A 16,790-nucleotide genomic window follows, 5' to 3' on the forward strand; every position below is an offset into this window, starting at 1 on the left:
CTCTGCGAACGCAGACCGGGCGGTCACGGCTCGATGGCAAGGACCTCGTCGATGTCGATGGGCGGGCCGCCGGCGAGGTCCTGCAGCCGCAGCCCGGCCAGCCGCTCGGGCGCCGGCCGGGTGCCGAGCCCGAACAGCAGGCCGTCCGGGTCCTCCAGCACCGCGTACTCACCGAACGGCGAGTCCGCGCGCGGCACCCTGACCAGCGCGCCCAGCTCCGCGGCCCGGGCCGAGGCCCAGCTCACGTCCGCGACGTCGACGTAGGCCACCCAGTGCTGGGGCGTCGACGCGTCGTGGAACGAGGTCATGTCCAGGATCGAGGCCAGCGCGGCTCCTCCCCGCACCAGCAGGTGGTAGTCGAACGGGTCCGGGCGCAGGCCCAGCGCCCGCACCCCGAGGACCTCGCGGTAGAAGTCCGCCGCCCCGACCAGGTCCCTGGTGCCCAGCTCGCACACCAGCAGCCGCTCGGGCAGTCCCAGCTCGGCGCCCGCGCCCCCGGCCGGCCCGCCGATGCCGAACAGCGCGCCCGCCGGGTCGCGCAGTATCCGCGCTCGCCAGTCCGCCACCGACGTCTCGCGGTGCGCCGTCGCGCCCAGCTCGACGGCCCGGGCGCTCGCGGCGGCCGGGTCGGGCACCTGGAACACCGGGATCCAGGCGCCCTCACCCCGGCCGCGGCGCAGCAGCAGGACCAGGCGCCCCGACTCGTCGTACAACCCGGTCGCGCCGTCCGGGAGCCGGCCGTCACCGGTCTTCCACCCGAACAGCCAGCCGTAGAAGGCGGCCAGCGACTCCGGATCCGGCACGGACAGCTCGATCCAGGCCGGGCCACGGTCGCCGGGTGCCACGCTCACCCGGCCATCCTCGCATCCGCCCGGCCACCGCGTCGGAGCGGCGTCGTCCGTCTGACCAGTAACAATGCCGAGCCGTTGTGCGGACGCACCATCCGCGACGCAAGCTTTGGGCGTCACGCCATCACTGGGCGGTCCACCCGCCGTCGACGGCGACCAGGGCGCCGGTGACGAAGCTCGCCGCGTCGGAGGCGAGGAACGCGATGGTCTCGGCGATCTCCTCGGGGCGCCCGATGCGGCCGATGGGGTGGGCGTCGCCGAAGCCGGCGAGCATCTCCCGGCCGTTCTCGACGACGCCTTCCATGACGTCGGTGTCGACCACGCCGGGCAGCACGGCGTTGGCGCGGATCCCCTTCGGGCCGCCCTCGATCGCCAGCACGCGGGTGATCTGCGCGATCGCGCCCTTGGAGGCGGCGTAGGCGGTCTGGGTCGCGAACGCCACCACCGAGGAGATGGACGCGACGGACACGATCGCCCCGCCGCCGCGGGCCTCCATGATCCGGAAGGCCTCCCGGGCCTGCACGAAGTTGCCGCGAGCGTTGACGGCCAGGATCGAGTCGAAGTCGGCGACGGTGGTCTCGGTGATCGGCTTGTTGAGGGTGCGGCCGGCGTTGTTGACCAGGATGTCCAGCCCGCCGAAACGGTCCACGGCCAGCTTCGTCGCGGCCCGGGCGGTGTCCTCGTCGGCGACGTCGCCGACCAGCGTCGCCACGCCGTCGCCGGCGAGGTCGTCGACCGACTCGGACCGGTCGGTGGCGACCACGCTCGCGCCGCGTTCGCGCAGCAGCGCCGCCGTGGCCGCGCCGATGCCGCGCGCGGCGCCGGTCACGACGGCGACGCGACCGCCCAGGTCCCAAGTGTTGGTGTTCATGTGGTCCTTTCAGCGTTGCCGGGTGGGGCGCACGACGATCTCGTTGACGTCGACGTCCGGGGGTTGGTCGAGCGCGTAGGACACGGCGCCCGCGATGGCCGCCGCCGGGATGGTCGCGGCGCGGTAGGTCCGCATCGCCTCGGCGGCGTGCGGGTCGGTGATGGTGCTGGCCAGCTCGGACTCGACGACGCCGGGCGAGATGGTGGTGACCCGGATGGACGGGTCGACCTCCTGGCGCAGCCCTTCGGTGATCGCCCAGGCCGCGTGCTTGGTGCCGCAGTACACCGCGGCCGACGGCGAGACCTGGTGTGCCCCGATGCTGGCGACGGTGACGAAGTGCCCGCCGCCCTGCTCCTGGAAGATCGGGAGCGCGGCGGCGATGCCGTGCAGCAGCCCGCGCACGTTGACGTCGATCATGCGGTTCCACTGGTCGACGAGCAGTGCGTCGAGCCGGGACAGCGGCATCACGCCGGCGTTGTTGACGACGACGTCCAGGCGGCCGTGCTCGTCCTGAGTTCGCGCCACCACCGAGGTCAGGGCCGCGAGGTCGGTGACGTCGGCCTGCGCCGCGGCCACGGTCCCGGCGGCGTCCCGGGTCCGGTCGGCGAGCCGCGCGAGGCGGTCGGCGCGGCGGGCGACGGCGACGACGTGGTGTCCCTGGTCGGCAAGGCGCGCCGCGACGGCCGCCCCGATCCCGCTGCTCGCCCCGGTGACGAGCACGACCTTGCGATCCGACATCCCGACCTCCCGATCACTCGTTGACGTGATCCAGGGTCTGGCCGTGGCGGGAGGGATGGCAGGACGCCGTGTTCCTGGGAGTGCCACACCCCCTCTCGCCGGCCGCGCGGGTGGCAGCATGGTCGTCATGACGTCGGCACTGGGCGACTACCTGAGCGGCCGGCGGGCCCGGGTCACCCCGGCCGAGGCGAACATCCCGGTCGTGGGCCACCGGCGGGTGCCCGGCCTGCGCCGCGAGGAGGTCGCGATGCTCACCGGGGTGAGCGTCGACTACTACGTGCGGTTGGAGCAGGGGCGCGAGCGCAACCCGTCCGCGCAGGTGCTGGAGGCGCTCAGCGTGGCGCTGCGGCTCGACGAGGACGGGCGCGCGCACCTGTTCCGGCTGGCCGGGCTGGCGCCCCGGGCGTCCGCGGCCGCCGTGACCGACCGGGTCGACCCGTCGCTGCTGCAGCTGATGGACGCCTGGCCGCACAACCCCGCCCTGGTCTACAACCGCGCGTACGACGTGCTCGCCAGCAACGAGATCGCCGACGCGCTGTTCGAGGACTACGGGCCCGAGCGCAACCTGATGAAGCTGGTCTTCCTCAGCGAGCGCGCCCGCGGCTTCTACGTCGACTGGCCGGGCGTCGCGGCCAACTCGGTGGCCGGTTTCCGCCTCGGCCACGGGGCGGCCCCGCGCGACCCGCGCATCCGGTCGGTGCTCGCCGAGCTGCTGGAACGCAGCGAGGAGTTCCGGGAGCTGTGGGCGCGGCACGACGCGCGCGGCAAGGCGCTGGAGACCAAGACGTTCGAGCACCCCGAGGTCGGGCGGATCACCCTGGCGATGCAGACCTTCGACGTCCGTTCCGCGCCCGGCCAGGAGCTGGTGGTGTACCACGCCGAGCCGGGCGGCCCGAGCGCGACGGCGCTGAGCCTGCTGGGCAGCATCGCCGCGACCCGGCGCCGGTCACGCGCCTGAGCCGTCCACTGCCGCGCGCATCGCGGGCAGCCGCTCCAGCAGGACGCGCACGCCGTCGCGCCGCCCGGCGCCGGCCGGGTGGGCGAACCTGATCTCCACGCCTCGGTCGCCCAGCGGCACCGGGATCGCGCGCAGCCGCCGCTCGTCCAGGTACCGGGCGGCCGCGAACCTCGGCACCACCGCCAGGTAGTCGCCGCCGAGCGCGAGGTCCACGGCGGCGGCCGGCAGCCCCACGGTGTGCACCGGGTGGCCGCCGCCGCGCCGAGGGTCCTCGACGTGCGCGAGCACCGCGTCGGCCTCCGGCCCCCAGCGGTAGACCACCACCGGCTCCTCGGCCAGCTCGGCGAGCCGCACCCGCCGCCGGGCGGCCAGCGGGTGGTCCGGGCGGCCCACCATCACCATCCGCGACCAGAGCACCCGCACCGAGCGCACGCCGTCGCCGGGCGGGTTGGCGAGCAGGAACCCGGCGTGCGCGGTGCCGTCCCGGAGGGCGCCGACGATCTCGTCGCTGTGCGCGACCCGGCAGTGCACGGCAACCGAGCACCCCTCCAACAGCCGCAGCGCGGGCGGGAACACGGTGGCCGCCAGGCTCGCCGGCGCCGCCAGCACCATCCGTTGGGCCCGCTCGATCCCGACCTGGACCGCCGCCTCGTCGAGCAGGCCCAGACACCGGCGGGCATAGTCGGCGAGCCGCTCGCCGGCCGGGGTCAGCACGCTGCCCCGGGCGCCGCGCTCGAACAGCCGCGCGCCCAGCCGACGCTCCAGCGCGCCCAGCCGGGTGCTCACCGACGGCCCGCTGAGCCGCAGCTCCACCGCCGCCGCCGAGAAGCTCCCCAGCCGGGCCGCCGCCGCGAAGACGACCAGGTCGGCGGTCTCGATCGGCGGGGTCGACAGCGTCCGGGTCATAGGCGGAACCATAGGCAGGGCCTAACGCGAGCGCCAGCCAGCTTCGGGGTTCCGAAAGGCCGCCAGGTGACCGACCGTGGAGCCATGGACCGCAACGACGCGCCCGCAAAGCCGCGCGGAGAGGCCGAGGGCACCGTCTCCGCCTCCGACGACCGCCGCCTCCGCCGTGCCCTGGGCACCCCGTCGCTGGCCATGCTCACCTTCTCCAGCGTCATCGGGTCGGGCTGGCTGCTCTCCCCGTACACGGTGGCCAAGGCGGCGGGCCCGGCGGCGATGCTCACCTGGGTGATCGGCGGGTTCGCCACCCTGCTGGTGTGCCTGGTCTTCATCGACCTGGCCTTTCGCAACCCGCTGTCGGGCGGCAACGTCCGGTGGCCCCGGATGTCCGGCGGGCCGCTGGTCGGCACGGCGGTGAGCTGGGCGGTGCTGCTGCAGGCGGTGTTCGCCGGACCCAGCGAGTCGACGGCGGTCGCCCACTACATGGGCACCTGGTGGCCGGTGCTGCTCACCGGCGACACGCTGAGCTGGGCCGGGCGGGCGTTCGCCGCCGCGCTGCTGGTGGTGTTCTGCTCGGCCAGCTTCTTCGGCGTCGTGTTCATCACCCGGATCAACAACGTGGTGACCTCGGTGAAGCTGATCATTCCCGCCGCGACCGTGATCCTGCTGCTGGCCAGCGGCTTCGACACCGCCAACTACACCGCCGGCGGCGGCTTCGCGCCCTACGGGATCTCCGCCGCGCTCTCCGCGGTGGTCGGCGGCGGCGTGGTGTACGCCTTCACCGGAATCAACGGCGCCGCGGTCATGTCCGGCGAGGCCCGCGACCCCCGGCGCTCGGTCCCCCGGGCCACGCTGATCGTCCTGGCCGGGTCGCTGTTGCTCTATCTCGGGCTGCAGGCCGCGATGCTGTTCACCCCGCCCACCGGGCTGCTCGGGTCGGGCTGGCACGGGCTGAACATGTCGTCCCCGCTGGCCCAGCTCGCGGGCCTGCTCGGGATGGGCTGGCTGGCCACCGTGCTGATGGCGGACGCGGTGTTCTCGCCGTCGGGCAGCATGCTGATGGGAACCTCGATCAAGGCCCGCTACACCTACGGCGCCGCGCAGATCGGGCTGCTCCCCCGGCTGTTCACCCGGGTCAGCTCGCGGTGGGGCGTGCCGTGGACGGCGCTGCTGCTCAACGTCGTGGTCGGGGTGGTGGTGATCCTCTCGTTCGGCAGCTGGGAGTCGATCGCGAGCGCGTTGAGCTTCTTCTACGGGCTCAGCTACGCGGCGGTCTCGGTGGCCGCGACCGTGTTGTCCCGGTCCGACGGCGGCGCCGGTGGCTGGCTGGGACGCTGGACGGTGCCGGTCGGCGCGGCGTCGTTCGTGCTGTCCGGGCTGATCCTGTACTGGTCGGGCTGGTCGAAGGTCCGGATCGCGCTGCCGCTGCTGCTGATCGGCGTGGTGATCTTCCTGGTCCGCCGGCACACCATGGCCGGGCGCGAGCCGATCCCCGCGCTGCTCGGCGGCTGGCTGCTCGGCTGGATGGTGGTGCTGGGCGCGCTGTCGCTGCTCGGCTCGTTCGGCGGCCTGCGGATCGTCCCCGCCCCCTACGACACGCTGCTCGCCGGCGTGGCCAGCGCCTGGGCCTGGGTCCTGGCGCACCGCTCCGGCATCGCGTACCGGCACAAGCTGGACACCACGGAAACGGCACAACCACGAGGAGTACCCGCATGACCGACAGCCCCTACCCGGACCTCGACTGGGACGTGACCCGCTCCCGGGCGCGGCGCACCAAGCGCTGGTCGGTGTACGGGCCCGACGTGCTCGACCTCACCGTGGCCGAGATGGACCTCCCGGTCGCCGAGCCGATCATGGACGCGGTGCGGGACGCCGTCGAGCGCCAGGCGATGGGCTACCCCGTCCCGCCCGCCAGGTCCGGCCTGCCCGAGGTCGCCGCCAAGTGGCTGACCACCGTGCACGGGCTGGCCACCGAGCCCGACGGGGTGGGGCTGCTGCCGGAGCTGATGCGCGGCATCACCAACTCGCTGCGGCTATTCACCCCGCCCGGCTCGCCGGTGGTGGTGCCGACGCCGACGTACCGCAGCTTCTTCGGCGCCATCGAGCTGGCCGACCGCGAGGCCATCGAGGCGCCGATGGCGACCGGCCCCGACGGCTACCGCCTCGACCTGGACCGCATCGACGCCGCGCTGGCCGCCGGCGCCCGCTGCGTGCTGCTCTGCCACCCGGCGAACCCGGTCGGGCGGGTGTTCCGGCCCGACGAGCTGGCCGCGCTGGCAAGGGTGGTCGCCCGGCACGGCGCGCGCGTCATCAGCGACGAGATCCACGCACCACTGCGCTACCAGGAGGAGTTCACCCCGTACGCCGCGCTGTCCGAGGAGACCAGGGCGCACACCGTCACGCTGTTCAGCGCCAGCAAGGCCTGGAACATCCCCGGCCTGCGCGCCGGCTTCATCGCGCTGACCAACCCCGACGACCGCACCCGGTGGGCGGCCCTGCCCGGCGCCGCGACCGGCGGGATCAGCCCGCTGGGCATGGTCGGCTCGGCGGCGGCGTTCGAGCACGGCGGGCCGTGGCTGGAGCGGGCGATGGGATACCTGACAGCGAACCGCGAGCTGCTCGCCCGGCTGTTCACCGAGGCCGGGCTGGACGAGGTCTACCGCCCCTCCGAGGCGACATACCTGGCCTGGCTGGACCTGCGCCGGCTCGGCCTGGACGACCCCTCGCGCCCGCTGCTCGCCGCCGGCGTGGCGACCACACCCGGACCCGACCACGGCGCCGGCGGTGCCGGTTTCGTCCGGCTGAACTACGCCACCCAGCCCGAGGTGCTCACCGACGCCGCCGCGCGGATCGCCCGCGTGCTCTCGTCCTGAGGCGCGCGCCTCCCCCGTCCGGCCCTGGTTTCCTGGTAGTTGTGCGGGACCGGGACCGGATCGGGGGTGAGGCGCCGGTGGCGAGGCAGCCCCATGGCGCGTTGCTGCTCGGGCTCACCGTGGTCGCCGCCTCGGTGGACGCGCTCAGCTTCCTGGGGCTGGGCCGTGTCTTCCCGGCGAACATGACGGGCAACACGGTGCTGCTCGGGATCGGGCTGGCGACCGGCGACCTCACCGCGGCGGCCCGGTCGGCGACCGCGCTGGGCGCGTTCGTGTTCGGTGCCGCGGTGGTGGGCGCGGTGGCGTCCGGGCACCGCCGCCGTCCCGACCGGATGCTCCTCGCCGTGGTCGCGGTCGAGGTCGTGCTGATGGCCGCGTTCGCCGGGTGGTGGCTGTGGCTTCGCGTCGACGCACCGGACGGCGCCGCCGGTTACGGCCTGATCGCGCTGGCCGGCACGACCATGGGCGCGCAGAGCGCCATGACCCGCTCGCTCGGGGTGGCCGTGTCCACCACGTACATCACCGGGACGTGGACCACCGTGAGCGCGAGCATCGGCCCGCTGCTCGCCCGCCGGGCCGACCGCTCGCTGAAACTGCAGGCGCTGGTGGTCACCGCGTACCTGGCCACCGCCGCCGCCACCGGCCTGGCCTACCGGTTCCTCGCGGCCGCCGCCACCTTCCTACCGCTGGCCATCCTGGCGCTCGTACTGATCGCCGCCGCGACCCGGTACTGGATCTCCCGCCGCGGACAAGGTCGGTCCGTTACCCAAGACAGGACCCCGTGAGTGGTTAGCGTTGCTATGACGACGCTAACCACTCACGGATCCTGACCTGCGGATACGGCGGAGCGTGGCCGTCCGGCGGCTGTTGCGCGTCGAGGGTTTAAGAATGCAACGTTACGAACGTCATTGGCGGTAAGTCCTGTGCAGCGGGTTGCGGTCGCCGCTGATCGCGGTGAACGCGGTGATGTCCTCGTCGGTGACGGTGCGGGACAGCTCGGCGGTCTCGCCCACCGCCGGCATCCGTTGCGTCCATGTGCTCATCTGGCCTCCTTCGACACGGCGGACCGGGCGCCGAGGGCTCGCATTGCGAGCGCGCCGACCACCGGGCCCGGCGCGAGGAGCAGGAACGCGTAGCGCCAGCCGGTCACGGCGGCGAGCAGGGGTACGAGCTGGATGCTGATCACGGTCAGGGCGAAGCCGATGGCGGTCTGCGCCGTCAGCGCGGTGCCGATGAAGCGCTGGTCGGCGGCCTCGCTCAGGGCCGTCGAGAACACCCCGGAGTCGGCGATCACGGACGCCCCCCACACCAGGCAGAAGGCCACCAGCACCACCGGCCCCGCCCGGAACGCCAGCGGTGAGAGCAGGCAGCACGCCCCGCTGACGACCAGGGCGGTGACCGCCGCGACCGAGCGGCCGTAGCGGTCCGCCGCCCACCCGCCGGCCAGGCACCCGGCCGCCCCCGCCACCCCGATCGCGACGAACACGACGACGCCGGTGGAGGCCGGCAAGGAGCGGCCGGACGCGGCGGCGAGCAGGAACGTCGGGATCCAGGTCCACAGCGCGTAGAGCTCCCACATGTGCCCGAAGTAGGCCAGGTTGGCCAGCCGAGGGCCGCGCTGGGTGAACATCGTCAGCGCGTAGCGGGCGTTCGTCACCGGCGCGGCGGCGGCCAGGTACGGACCCGGCCTGACCACCGTGGCCGCGACCGCCGCCCCCAGGACGCCGACCACCGCCGCGGCCACCAGGACCCCGCGCCAGGGCAGCTCGCCGAGCCCGCCGATCAGGTGGGGCAGCGCCGAGCCGAGGGTGAGTGCCCCCACCAGGATCCCCAGCGCGCGCCCGCGCGCCGCCGGCGGCGCCCACGACGCCATCAGCTTCATCCCGACCGGGTACACCCCCGCGAGGAACACCCCGGTCAGGAACCGCAGCGCCACCGCGCCGCCCATGCCGTCCGCGAACAGCGCCACCAACACCGTGCACCCCGCCGCGGCGGCCGCGCAGGCGGCCAGCAGCCGGTGCGGGCGGAGGCGGTCCGCGAGGTTGAACGCCGTGGACCCGACCGCGCCTGCGACGAAGCCCAGCTGGACGGCGCCGGTCAACCACACGGCCGCCGAGGCGCCGATGCCCCACTCCCGGCTCACGCTCGGCACCACCGCCGAGATCGAGAACCACACGGCGAGACCGAACACCTGGACCAGCGCAACGGCGGCCCGCTGAACCCCGGCGGTCAACATCACGCGGCGAAGCTAGGTCCGCGCGGCCACCCAGGTCATTGCGGATAACGAAGAGACGATCCGGGGTTTGTTTCGGAAGCTACAGTGCTCGAATGGCAGCCACACCGGAGTCGCGGCGGCAGGACGTCCTGCGCCAGGTGCTGGCGCGCCGCCACGAGCTGGCCCGGCACCTCGTCGAGGAGTACCGCACGGTCGTCCCCGAGTACCGGGACCTGCCCGAGGCCGTGCTCACCCGCGACGTCACCGAGTCCGCGGTGTTCAACATCGAGCAGCTCGTGCGCGCGTTCCGGGACCGGGTCGAGGAGCCGATCGACGAGGACGAGTGGCTGCGCCGCAGCGCCACCCGCCGGGTGCACCAGCAGGTGAGCCTGCCGTCGCTGCTGCGGACCTTCCGGCTGTGGGGCAACCACCTGTGGCGGACCATGGCCGAGCTGGCCGGGGACGACGAGGTCGGACGGGCGCTGGCCATCGACATGGCCGGCGAGGTGATGTCCTATGTGGACCGGGTGTCGGCGGCGGTCACCGAGGCGTACATCCGCGAGTCCTCGATGGTCTCCACCGACGGGTTCGCCCTGCGGGCCGACGTGCTGGAGACGCTGCTGCGCGGCGAGCCGGTGAACGAGCGTGCCCGCCGGCAGAGCGCGGTGCTCGCGGTGAACCTGCGTGCCCGGCTGGTCGTCGTGGTCATCCAGCTGCCCCGGCGCGACGACGAGTTCTCCGGCGCCCGGGCCGCGATGCGCGTCGCCAGGGACACCCTCGCGCCGCTGTCCAGGAACTGCCTGGTCGGCGCCAGGGACACCGAGGTCGTCTGCATCTGTACGGCCGAGACCGACGAGGACGTGCGCGAGCTGGCCCTGGCCGCCGACAAGCTGGTGGCCTCCGGGCGGGGTTGGACGGTGGGCCTGGGCCGGGCGCACCACGGGCTGCCGGGCGTGCGCAGGTCCTACGCCGAGGGCCGCGAGGCCGCCGACCTGGGCTCCTCGACCCGCCAGCCCGGGCGCGCGATCAGGTTCGCCGACGTGCTGCTCGACCAGATACTGCGCGGCACCCAGCACACCGACGCGCTGCTGGAGGAGACGGTGCGCCCGCTCACCGAGTACGACGAGCGCAGGCGCGCCGAGCTGCTGGCGACGCTGCGCGCCTACGTCACGTCCGGGTTCAACCTGACGAAGGCGGCGGCCCGGCTGTCGGTCAACCCCAACACCGTCGTCTACCGGCTGCGCCGCATCCACGCGCTCACCGGGCGCGACCCGGCCGTCGTCGACGACCTGCTGCTGCTCGCGCTCGGGCTGCGGCTGCACGACACCACCGCGCCGCTGGCCTGACCCTTCGCGGATATCGCGAGTTCTCACGGTCAAAGTTCTCGCAATTCCTCATGTCGCCGGCTGCCCGCCGGCCTTAGCGTTCCGACGCCTCGACTCATAGGAGAGTCCACAATGGGTGAGAACGCACTCAAGCTCACGGTCTCGGCCGCGTTGATCGCGATCCCGGTCGGCCTCGGGCTCGCCGTCCCGCTCTACCAGCGCACGGAGCCCACGCTCGGCGGCATCCCGTTCTTCTACTGGTTCCAGATGGCCATGGCCGTGCTCGCGGCCGTCGGCACCGGCACCGTCTACCGGCTGCTGTTCACCGGCGAGGACGACGGATGAGCTTCAACGCCGTCACGTTCGCCGTCTTCGTCGCGCTGTTGCTGCTGATCACTGGGATGGGTTTCGTGGCGTCCAGGTGGCGGCGCGCCACGGGCGGCAACGAGCTGGACGAATGGGCGCTGGGCGGCCGCGCGTTCGGGCCGTTCGTCACCTGGTTCCTGCTGGGCGGCGACCTGTACAGCGCGTACACCCTCATCGCGGTCCCGGCGGCGGTGTTCAGCATGGGGGCGTTCGGGTTCTACTCGATCCCCAACGCCATCGTGCTGTACGCGCTGGGGTTCCTGTTCCTGCCCAAGCTGGTCGCGCTGGCGCACCGGCGCGGGTACGTCACCCTGACCGACTTCGTCAACGACAGGTTCGGCTCCCGGGCGCTGGGGCTGGCGATCACGCTCACCGGCCTGCTGGCGACGCTGCCGTACCTCGCGCTGCAGCTGGTCGGGCTGGAGGTCATCTTCGGCTCGCTGGGCATCGGCGGGTCGGCGGCCACGAACTGGTTCCTGCGTGACCTGCCGCTGCTGGTGGCGTTCGGCGTGCTGGCCGCCTACACGTACTCCTCGGGGCTGCGGGCGCCGGCGCTGATCGCGTTCGTCAAGGACGGCCTCACGTATGTCGTGGTGATCGCGGCGGTCGTGGTCATCCCGATCAGGCTCGGCGGGTTCGGCGCGATCTTCGGCGGTGCGTCCGACGCGCTGCGGGCTGGGGCCACAGCGGCCGCGGCGCCGCCCAACCTGGACCCGGCCGTCGCCGTGAACCCGAGCGTCTACCTGACGCTCGCCCTCGGCTCCGGGATGGCGTTCTTCCTCTACCCGCACGCGATCACCGGCGTGTTCGCCTCCCGGGGCGCGAAGACCGTCCGCCGCAACATGTCGGTGCTGCCGGTCTACACGGTGCTGCTCGGGTTCGTGGCGCTGCTCGGCGTCATGGCGCTCGCGGCGGGGATCAAGCCCGTCGGCGGCAACCCGCAGTACGCGGTGCCCCAGCTGCTGGCCCAGATGTTCCCGCCCTGGTTCGTCGGGCTGGCCTTCGCCGCGATCGCGATGAGCGCGCTGGTGCCCGCCGCGATCATGGCCATCGCCGCCGGGAACCTGGTCAGCCGCAACCTCTACCGCCAGTTCGCCCGCCGGCCGGTGAGCGTCGAGTCCGAGACGCGGGTGTCCAAGGTCGTGTCGGTGCTGGTGAAGGTCGGCGCCCTGGTGTTCGTGCTGACCCTGGACACGAGGTTTGCGCTGAACCTGCAGCTCCTCGGCGGCATCTGGATCCTGCAGACCCTGCCGGCCGTGCTGTTCGGGCTGTTCACCACGCGGTTCGCGGACCGCCGCGCGCTGCTCGCCGGGCTGCTGGCCGGCGTCGCGTACGGGACATGGGCCGCGTACCAGGTGAAGACCGCGAGCGGCGCCCCGTTCGGCGGGTCCACCGCCGTCGCCTACCCGCTGACCAGCCCGATCTACATCGCCATCTCGGCGCTGGTGCTCAACCTACTGGTGACCGTCGTGGGCAGCGTGCTGGCCAGGGCCGTCCCGCCGACCAGAAGAAGGGAGAGACAGTGCCTCCAGGAATCCGTGTCCGTGACCGGGACGCCGTCCGCGTCCTGACCATCGACAACCCGGCCAAGCGCAACGCCTTCTCCGGGGAGATGGCCCCTTCACTGCTGCGCGAGCTGGACCGCGCGGACGCCGACCCGGCGGTGCGCGTGATCGTCGTGACCGGCGCCGAGGGGGCGTTCTCCTCCGGGCACGACCTGCGCGAGGTGCTGGACGACCCGGAGACGGCCGGCGACCCGGTCGCGAACGCGGCGTTCACCCGGCCCGCCGAGATCCGGACGCCGGTGATCGCGGCGGTGGACGGCCCCGCCTACGCGGCGGGGTTCATCCTGGCGCTGAACTGCGACCTGCGGGTGGCGTCGCCGGGCGCCCGGTTCTGCGCGGTTGGGGCGGCGATCGGGCTGGTGCCGGTGGGTGGGCAGCTGAGCAGGCTGCTCGGGGTGGTCGGCTATCCGGTGGCGTTTCGGTGGCTGGCCACGGCGGCCCCGTTCGACGCGGCCGAGGCGCTGCGGCACGGGTTCGTCACCGAGGTCCACGACGACGCGCTGGACGGGGCGCTGGCGCTCGCCGGGTCCATCGCCGCCGTGTCCCCCGCCGTGGTGGCGGCGATCAAGGCCGGGCTGGCGCACACCCTGTCGGACGGGTTGGACGCCGGCCGTGCCGCCGAGCCTGCGCTGGCGGCGGTGGTCCGCGAGCTGCCGGACGGGGCCGAAGGGGTCGAGTCGTTCCTCCAGCGGCGCCCGCCCGCCTACCCGGACCCGCCGGAGGACCTGCACCGACGGCTCGGCGAGGTGCTGGCGTGAGCACTCGGCTGCGCGAGGACGTGGTCCGCGAGCTGGCCATCCGCCACGGCATCCCGGCCAACCCGGTGACCTTCGCCGAGACCGCCGAGCAGGCCGAACGCGCCGCCTTCGACGGGCCCGTCGCGATCAAGCTGGTCGCCGACGGAGTGGTGCACAAGAGCAAGGCCGGAGGTGTCCTGCTCGGCGTCGAGCCCGGCGACGTGCGCGGCGCCGTCGAGCGGCTGTTCGCCGAGCAACGCGCGCGCGGCGTCGAGGTGCGCGGTGTGACCGTTGAGCCGATGGTCCCGCCGGGGCTGGAGGTCGTCGCGGGCGCCCTGCACGACCCGGGGTTCGGGCCGATCGTGATGGTCGGCTCGGGGGGTGTGGACGTCGAGGTCCTCGGCGACGTGGCGTTCGGCCTGGTACCGCTCGCGCGCGCGGCCGCCGAGGCGCTCATCGACAGCACCCGGATCGGCGCCGTGCTGCGGCGCCGGCTTCCCTCGGCCCGCGATGCGTTGGCCGATCTCTTGGTGCGCCTGGGTGACCTGCTGTTGTCCGAGGACGTCGACCAGGTCGACCTCAACCCGATAGTCGTCGGGCCCGAGCGGATCGTCGCCGTCGACGCCCGCGCGGTCGCCCGCTCCGGCGGCACACCGGCCGCGCTCCCCCGCCCCGAGGACGCGTACGACCAGCTGCGGCCGGCGATCTACCCGACCTCGCTCGCGGTCCTCGGCGCGTCCGCCGACCCCCGCAAGATGGGCCACCGGGCGGTACGCACCGCCCTCGAACAGGGCTTCGGCGGCGATCTCTACCCGGTCAGCCGCTCGGCCACCGAGATCCTCGGCCGCCCCGCCGTCGCGGCCGTCGCTCAACTCCCGAAGAACGTCGACCGCGCGGTAGTCGCACTGCCCGCCGATGCGGTCCCGGAGGCGCTGCGCGAGCTGGCCGCCCTCGGCACCCGCACCGCGCACGTCTACACCGCCGACACCCCCGATCTCGCCGAGGTGGTCGCGGGCACGTCGATGCGGGTGCTCGGCCCGAACTGCATCGGCCACTACTCCCCGCACTCCCGGCTGACGATGATCGGCCCGGACGCCTCCGCCGACGAACCCGGCTCGATCGCGGTGATCTCCCAGTCCGGCACCTACGCGGGGGACGTCGTCCGCCGGGGCTCCGAGCTGGGGCTGCGGTTCAGCTTCGTCAGCTCGGTCGGCAACTGCGACGACGTGTCCCCCGCCGAGCTGCTCGCGTTCTGCGAGGCGGACCCGCGCACCACCCTGGCCGCGTTCTACCTGGAGGACGACCGCGACGCCTGGCGCTTCTTCCGGCTGGCCGCGAGCATGACCACCCCGGTGGTGCTGTTCAAGGGCGGGCGCAGCGCGGCCGGTGGCGCCGCCGCGGCCTCGCACACCGGCGCGCTGGCCAGCGACCCCCGGCTGCCGCGCGACGCCGCCTCGGCCGCCGGCGTGGTGCTGGTCGAGAGCCTCGACGAGCTGCTCGACACCCTGCTGGTCGCGCAGTACGCGCCGGAGCTGGCCGGCGCCGGGCTCGGGCTGGTCGGCAGCGGCGGCGGGGTGGCCGTCGTCGGCTCCGACACCGCGCATGAGCACGGGCTGCGGCTGCCCTCGGTCTCGCCGGCCACGGCGAGCGCCCTGGCGCGGTTCGATGCCCCCGGCACCAGCCTGTCCAACCCGGTGGACATCCCGATCTGGTCCCTCTACGACGAGGCCGGCCCGTTCACCGGAGCGCTCGTCGAGGCGCTGGCCGCCGACCCGGCGGTCGACTGCCTGTGCGCGTACCTCGACCTGGGCACCGTCTACGACATGGCGACCCGCGAGGCCGCCGCCGAGCTGGTCCGGACGCTCACCAACGACCTGCTCACCGCCGACCGGGGCGCCGTCCCGCTGGCCCTGGTCCTGCGCAGCGGCCTCAGCGCCGAGCAGGACGCCCTGGTCCGGACGCTGCGCGCGGAGGCGGCGGCGCACGGCGTCCCGTTGCTCGACTCCGTCGACCGGGCGATCGCCGCGCTCGGCCGGGTCCGCCTGGCCAACATGAAGAACAAGATGGAGGTTTGTGGTGTCAGCCGTTGAGCGTCGTCCCGTGGTGACCGCCGGTGTGGAGGCGGTGCCGGTGGGAGAGCTGCCCCCGGTGGGCCGGGTCCCCTCGCACATGCACGCGCAGGTGGTGCGCCCGGACCGCTACGGCGACCCGGCGACCGCGTTCGCCCCGGAGCTGGTGCCGACCCCGCCGATCGGCCCCGACGAGGTGCTGATCGCCGTCATGGCCGCCGGCATCAACTACAACAACGTCTGGGCCGCCCGCGGCTACCCCGTCGACCAGGTCGCCGTGCGCCGCAAGCGCGGCGAGACCGAGGACTTCCACGTCGGCGGCTCGGACGCCTCGGGCATCGTCTACGCCGTCGGCGAGGACGTCACCGGCGTCGAGGTCGGCCAGCACGTCGTCACCCATCCCGGCTGGTGGGAGGCCGACGACCCGTGGGTCCGTGAGGGCCGCGACCCGATGATCGCCAACTCCGCCCGGATCTACGGCTACGACACCAACTACGGCTCGTTCGGCCAGTTCACCCGCGTGCAGGCGCACCAGGTGCTGCCCAAGGCCGAGCATTTGTCCTGGGCCGAGGCCGCCGCCCCCACCCTGGTCGGCACCACCGCCTACCGGATGCTGCACGGCTTCGCCGGCAACACCGTGGAGCCCGGGGACGTGGTGCTCGTCTGGGGCGGCTCCGGTGGCCTCGGCACCCAGGCTATCCAGCTCGCCCGCCTCGCCGGCGCCACGCCCGTCGCCGTGGTCTCCGACCCCGACCGGGGCGCCTACGCCGAGAAGTTCGGCGCCGCCGGCTGGATCAACCGCCGCGAGTTCGACCACTGGGGCATCCCGCCGCTGGTCGACGACAAGGCCGGCCAGAAGCAGTGGACCGGCCAGGCCCGCGCCTTCGGCAAGAGGATCTGGGACATCGTCGGGGAACGCAAGGACCCGGCCATCGTGTTCGAGCACCCCGGTGCCGCGACGATCCCCACCAGCATCTTCGTCTGCCGCCCCGGCGGGATGGTGGTCATCTGCGCGGGCACCACCGGCTACGACGCCATGGTCGACCTGCGCTACCACTGGACGCGCCAGAAGCGCCTGCAGGGCTCGCACGGCACCAATGACGCCCAGGCGACCGCGTACAACGACCTGGTCCGCGACCGCAAGATCGACCCCGTCCTGGGCCGGACCATCGCGTTCGACCAGATCGGCGCCGCCCACGCCGCCATGGGCCGGGGCGAGGACGTCTTCGGCAACATCTCCGCCCTCGTCGGGTCCGCCGCACCCGACGCCGGACGCGCCTGACCCTGCGCCTCCCAAATCGCTTCGTGGCCGGCGTATGGCG

General features: G+C 73.6%; 16 protein-coding genes. 10 read left to right on the top strand and 6 right to left on the bottom strand.

Annotation, left to right across the window (positions count from 1 at the left end; genetic code table 11):
* Positions 1–23 precede the first annotated feature (23 nt).
* The 3 genes from N912_RS0105760 to N912_RS0105770 form a co-directional block, all read right to left on the bottom strand.
* Positions 24–851: a VOC family protein gene (locus N912_RS0105760; protein ID WP_028921694.1), complete on the bottom strand. Its 828-nt coding sequence runs from the start codon at positions 849–851 to the stop codon at positions 24–26.
* 121 nt (positions 852–972) lie between these two features.
* The gene (locus tag N912_RS0105765; RefSeq protein ID WP_028921695.1) at positions 973–1,719 is read right to left on the bottom strand and encodes an SDR family NAD(P)-dependent oxidoreductase; all 747 of its coding nucleotides are present in this window, start codon (positions 1,717–1,719) and stop codon (positions 973–975) included.
* A 9-nt stretch (positions 1,720–1,728) separates the two neighbouring features.
* On the bottom strand, positions 1,729–2,457 hold the full coding sequence (locus N912_RS0105770) for an SDR family oxidoreductase (protein WP_028921696.1): 729 nt from the start codon (positions 2,455–2,457) through the stop codon (positions 1,729–1,731).
* Positions 2,458–2,584: 127 nt separating this feature from the next.
* Here N912_RS0105770 and N912_RS0105775 point away from each other — a divergent pair, with 127 nt between their 5' ends.
* A complete protein-coding gene (locus N912_RS0105775) occupies positions 2,585–3,415 on the top strand; it encodes a helix-turn-helix domain-containing protein (protein ID WP_028921697.1) in 831 nt (276 codons plus the stop codon).
* On the opposite strand, the gene N912_RS0105780 is transcribed toward N912_RS0105775, so the two are convergent.
* Positions 3,404–4,321 carry a LysR family transcriptional regulator gene (locus N912_RS0105780; RefSeq protein ID WP_028921698.1) on the bottom strand — a complete coding sequence of 306 codons (918 nt, stop codon included), beginning with the start codon at positions 4,319–4,321 and terminating at the stop codon, positions 3,404–3,406. The genes N912_RS0105775 and N912_RS0105780 overlap by 12 nt on opposite strands.
* An 84-nt stretch (positions 4,322–4,405) precedes the next feature.
* On the opposite strand from N912_RS0105780, the gene N912_RS0105785 reads away from it, so the two are divergent.
* The 3 genes from N912_RS0105785 (at position 4,406) to N912_RS64435 (ending at position 7,976) form a co-directional block, all read left to right on the top strand.
* Positions 4,406–6,034 (top strand): APC family permease, encoded by a 1,629-nt coding sequence (locus N912_RS0105785; RefSeq protein ID WP_028921699.1) that lies wholly within the window; start codon positions 4,406–4,408, stop codon positions 6,032–6,034.
* Positions 6,031–7,191, top strand: coding sequence for a MalY/PatB family protein (locus N912_RS0105790; protein WP_028921700.1), 1,161 nt, complete (start codon positions 6,031–6,033; stop codon positions 7,189–7,191). Before N912_RS0105785 ends, N912_RS0105790 begins: the two co-directional genes overlap by 4 nt.
* A 77-nt stretch (positions 7,192–7,268) precedes the next feature.
* Positions 7,269–7,976, top strand: coding sequence for a DUF1275 family protein (locus N912_RS64435; protein ID WP_169747814.1), 708 nt, complete (start codon positions 7,269–7,271; stop codon positions 7,974–7,976).
* Between the two features lie 120 nt (positions 7,977–8,096).
* Here the strand turns inward: N912_RS64435 and N912_RS63270 are convergent, their stop codons facing one another.
* On the bottom strand, positions 8,097–8,234 hold the full coding sequence (locus N912_RS63270; RefSeq protein WP_156993189.1) for a hotdog family protein: 138 nt from the start codon (positions 8,232–8,234) through the stop codon (positions 8,097–8,099).
* A complete protein-coding gene (locus tag N912_RS0105805; protein WP_211261185.1) occupies positions 8,231–9,427 on the bottom strand; it encodes an MFS transporter in 1,197 nt (398 codons plus the stop codon). Before N912_RS0105805 ends, N912_RS63270 begins: the two co-directional genes overlap by 4 nt.
* A 92-nt stretch (positions 9,428–9,519) precedes the next feature.
* Here N912_RS0105805 and N912_RS66410 point away from each other — a divergent pair, with 92 nt between their 5' ends.
* From N912_RS66410 to ccrA, 6 genes are all read left to right on the top strand, one after another.
* A complete protein-coding gene (locus N912_RS66410; protein ID WP_051579721.1) occupies positions 9,520–10,752 on the top strand; it encodes a PucR family transcriptional regulator in 1,233 nt (410 codons plus the stop codon).
* A 111-nt stretch (positions 10,753–10,863) separates the two neighbouring features.
* On the top strand, positions 10,864–11,076 hold the full coding sequence (locus N912_RS0105815; RefSeq protein ID WP_028921702.1) for a DUF3311 domain-containing protein: 213 nt from the start codon (positions 10,864–10,866) through the stop codon (positions 11,074–11,076).
* On the top strand, positions 11,073–12,668 hold the full coding sequence (gene mctP, locus N912_RS49730) for a monocarboxylate uptake permease MctP (RefSeq protein ID WP_051579723.1): 1,596 nt from the start codon (positions 11,073–11,075) through the stop codon (positions 12,666–12,668). The genes N912_RS0105815 and mctP overlap by 4 nt, the downstream gene beginning before the upstream one ends.
* Positions 12,620–13,420, top strand: a complete 801-nt coding sequence (locus tag N912_RS0105825) for an enoyl-CoA hydratase/isomerase family protein (protein WP_051579726.1) — start codon at positions 12,620–12,622, stop codon at positions 13,418–13,420. Before mctP ends, N912_RS0105825 begins: the two co-directional genes overlap by 49 nt.
* Entirely contained in the window at positions 13,417–15,489 is a 2,073-nt protein-coding gene (locus N912_RS0105830) for an acetate--CoA ligase family protein (RefSeq protein WP_028921704.1), read from the top strand. The genes N912_RS0105825 and N912_RS0105830 overlap by 4 nt, the downstream gene beginning before the upstream one ends.
* 10 nt (positions 15,490–15,499) lie before the next feature.
* Complete coding sequence (gene ccrA / locus N912_RS0105835; protein WP_245645189.1) at positions 15,500–16,750, top strand: crotonyl-CoA carboxylase/reductase; 1,251 nt, start codon at positions 15,500–15,502, stop codon at positions 16,748–16,750.
* Positions 16,751–16,790: the final 40 nt, after the last annotated feature.

The organism is Actinospineispora acaciae DSM 45401 (genome assembly GCF_000620785.1).
In the GTDB taxonomy this organism is placed as follows: domain Bacteria; phylum Actinomycetota; class Actinomycetes; order Mycobacteriales; family Pseudonocardiaceae; genus Pseudonocardia; species Pseudonocardia acaciae.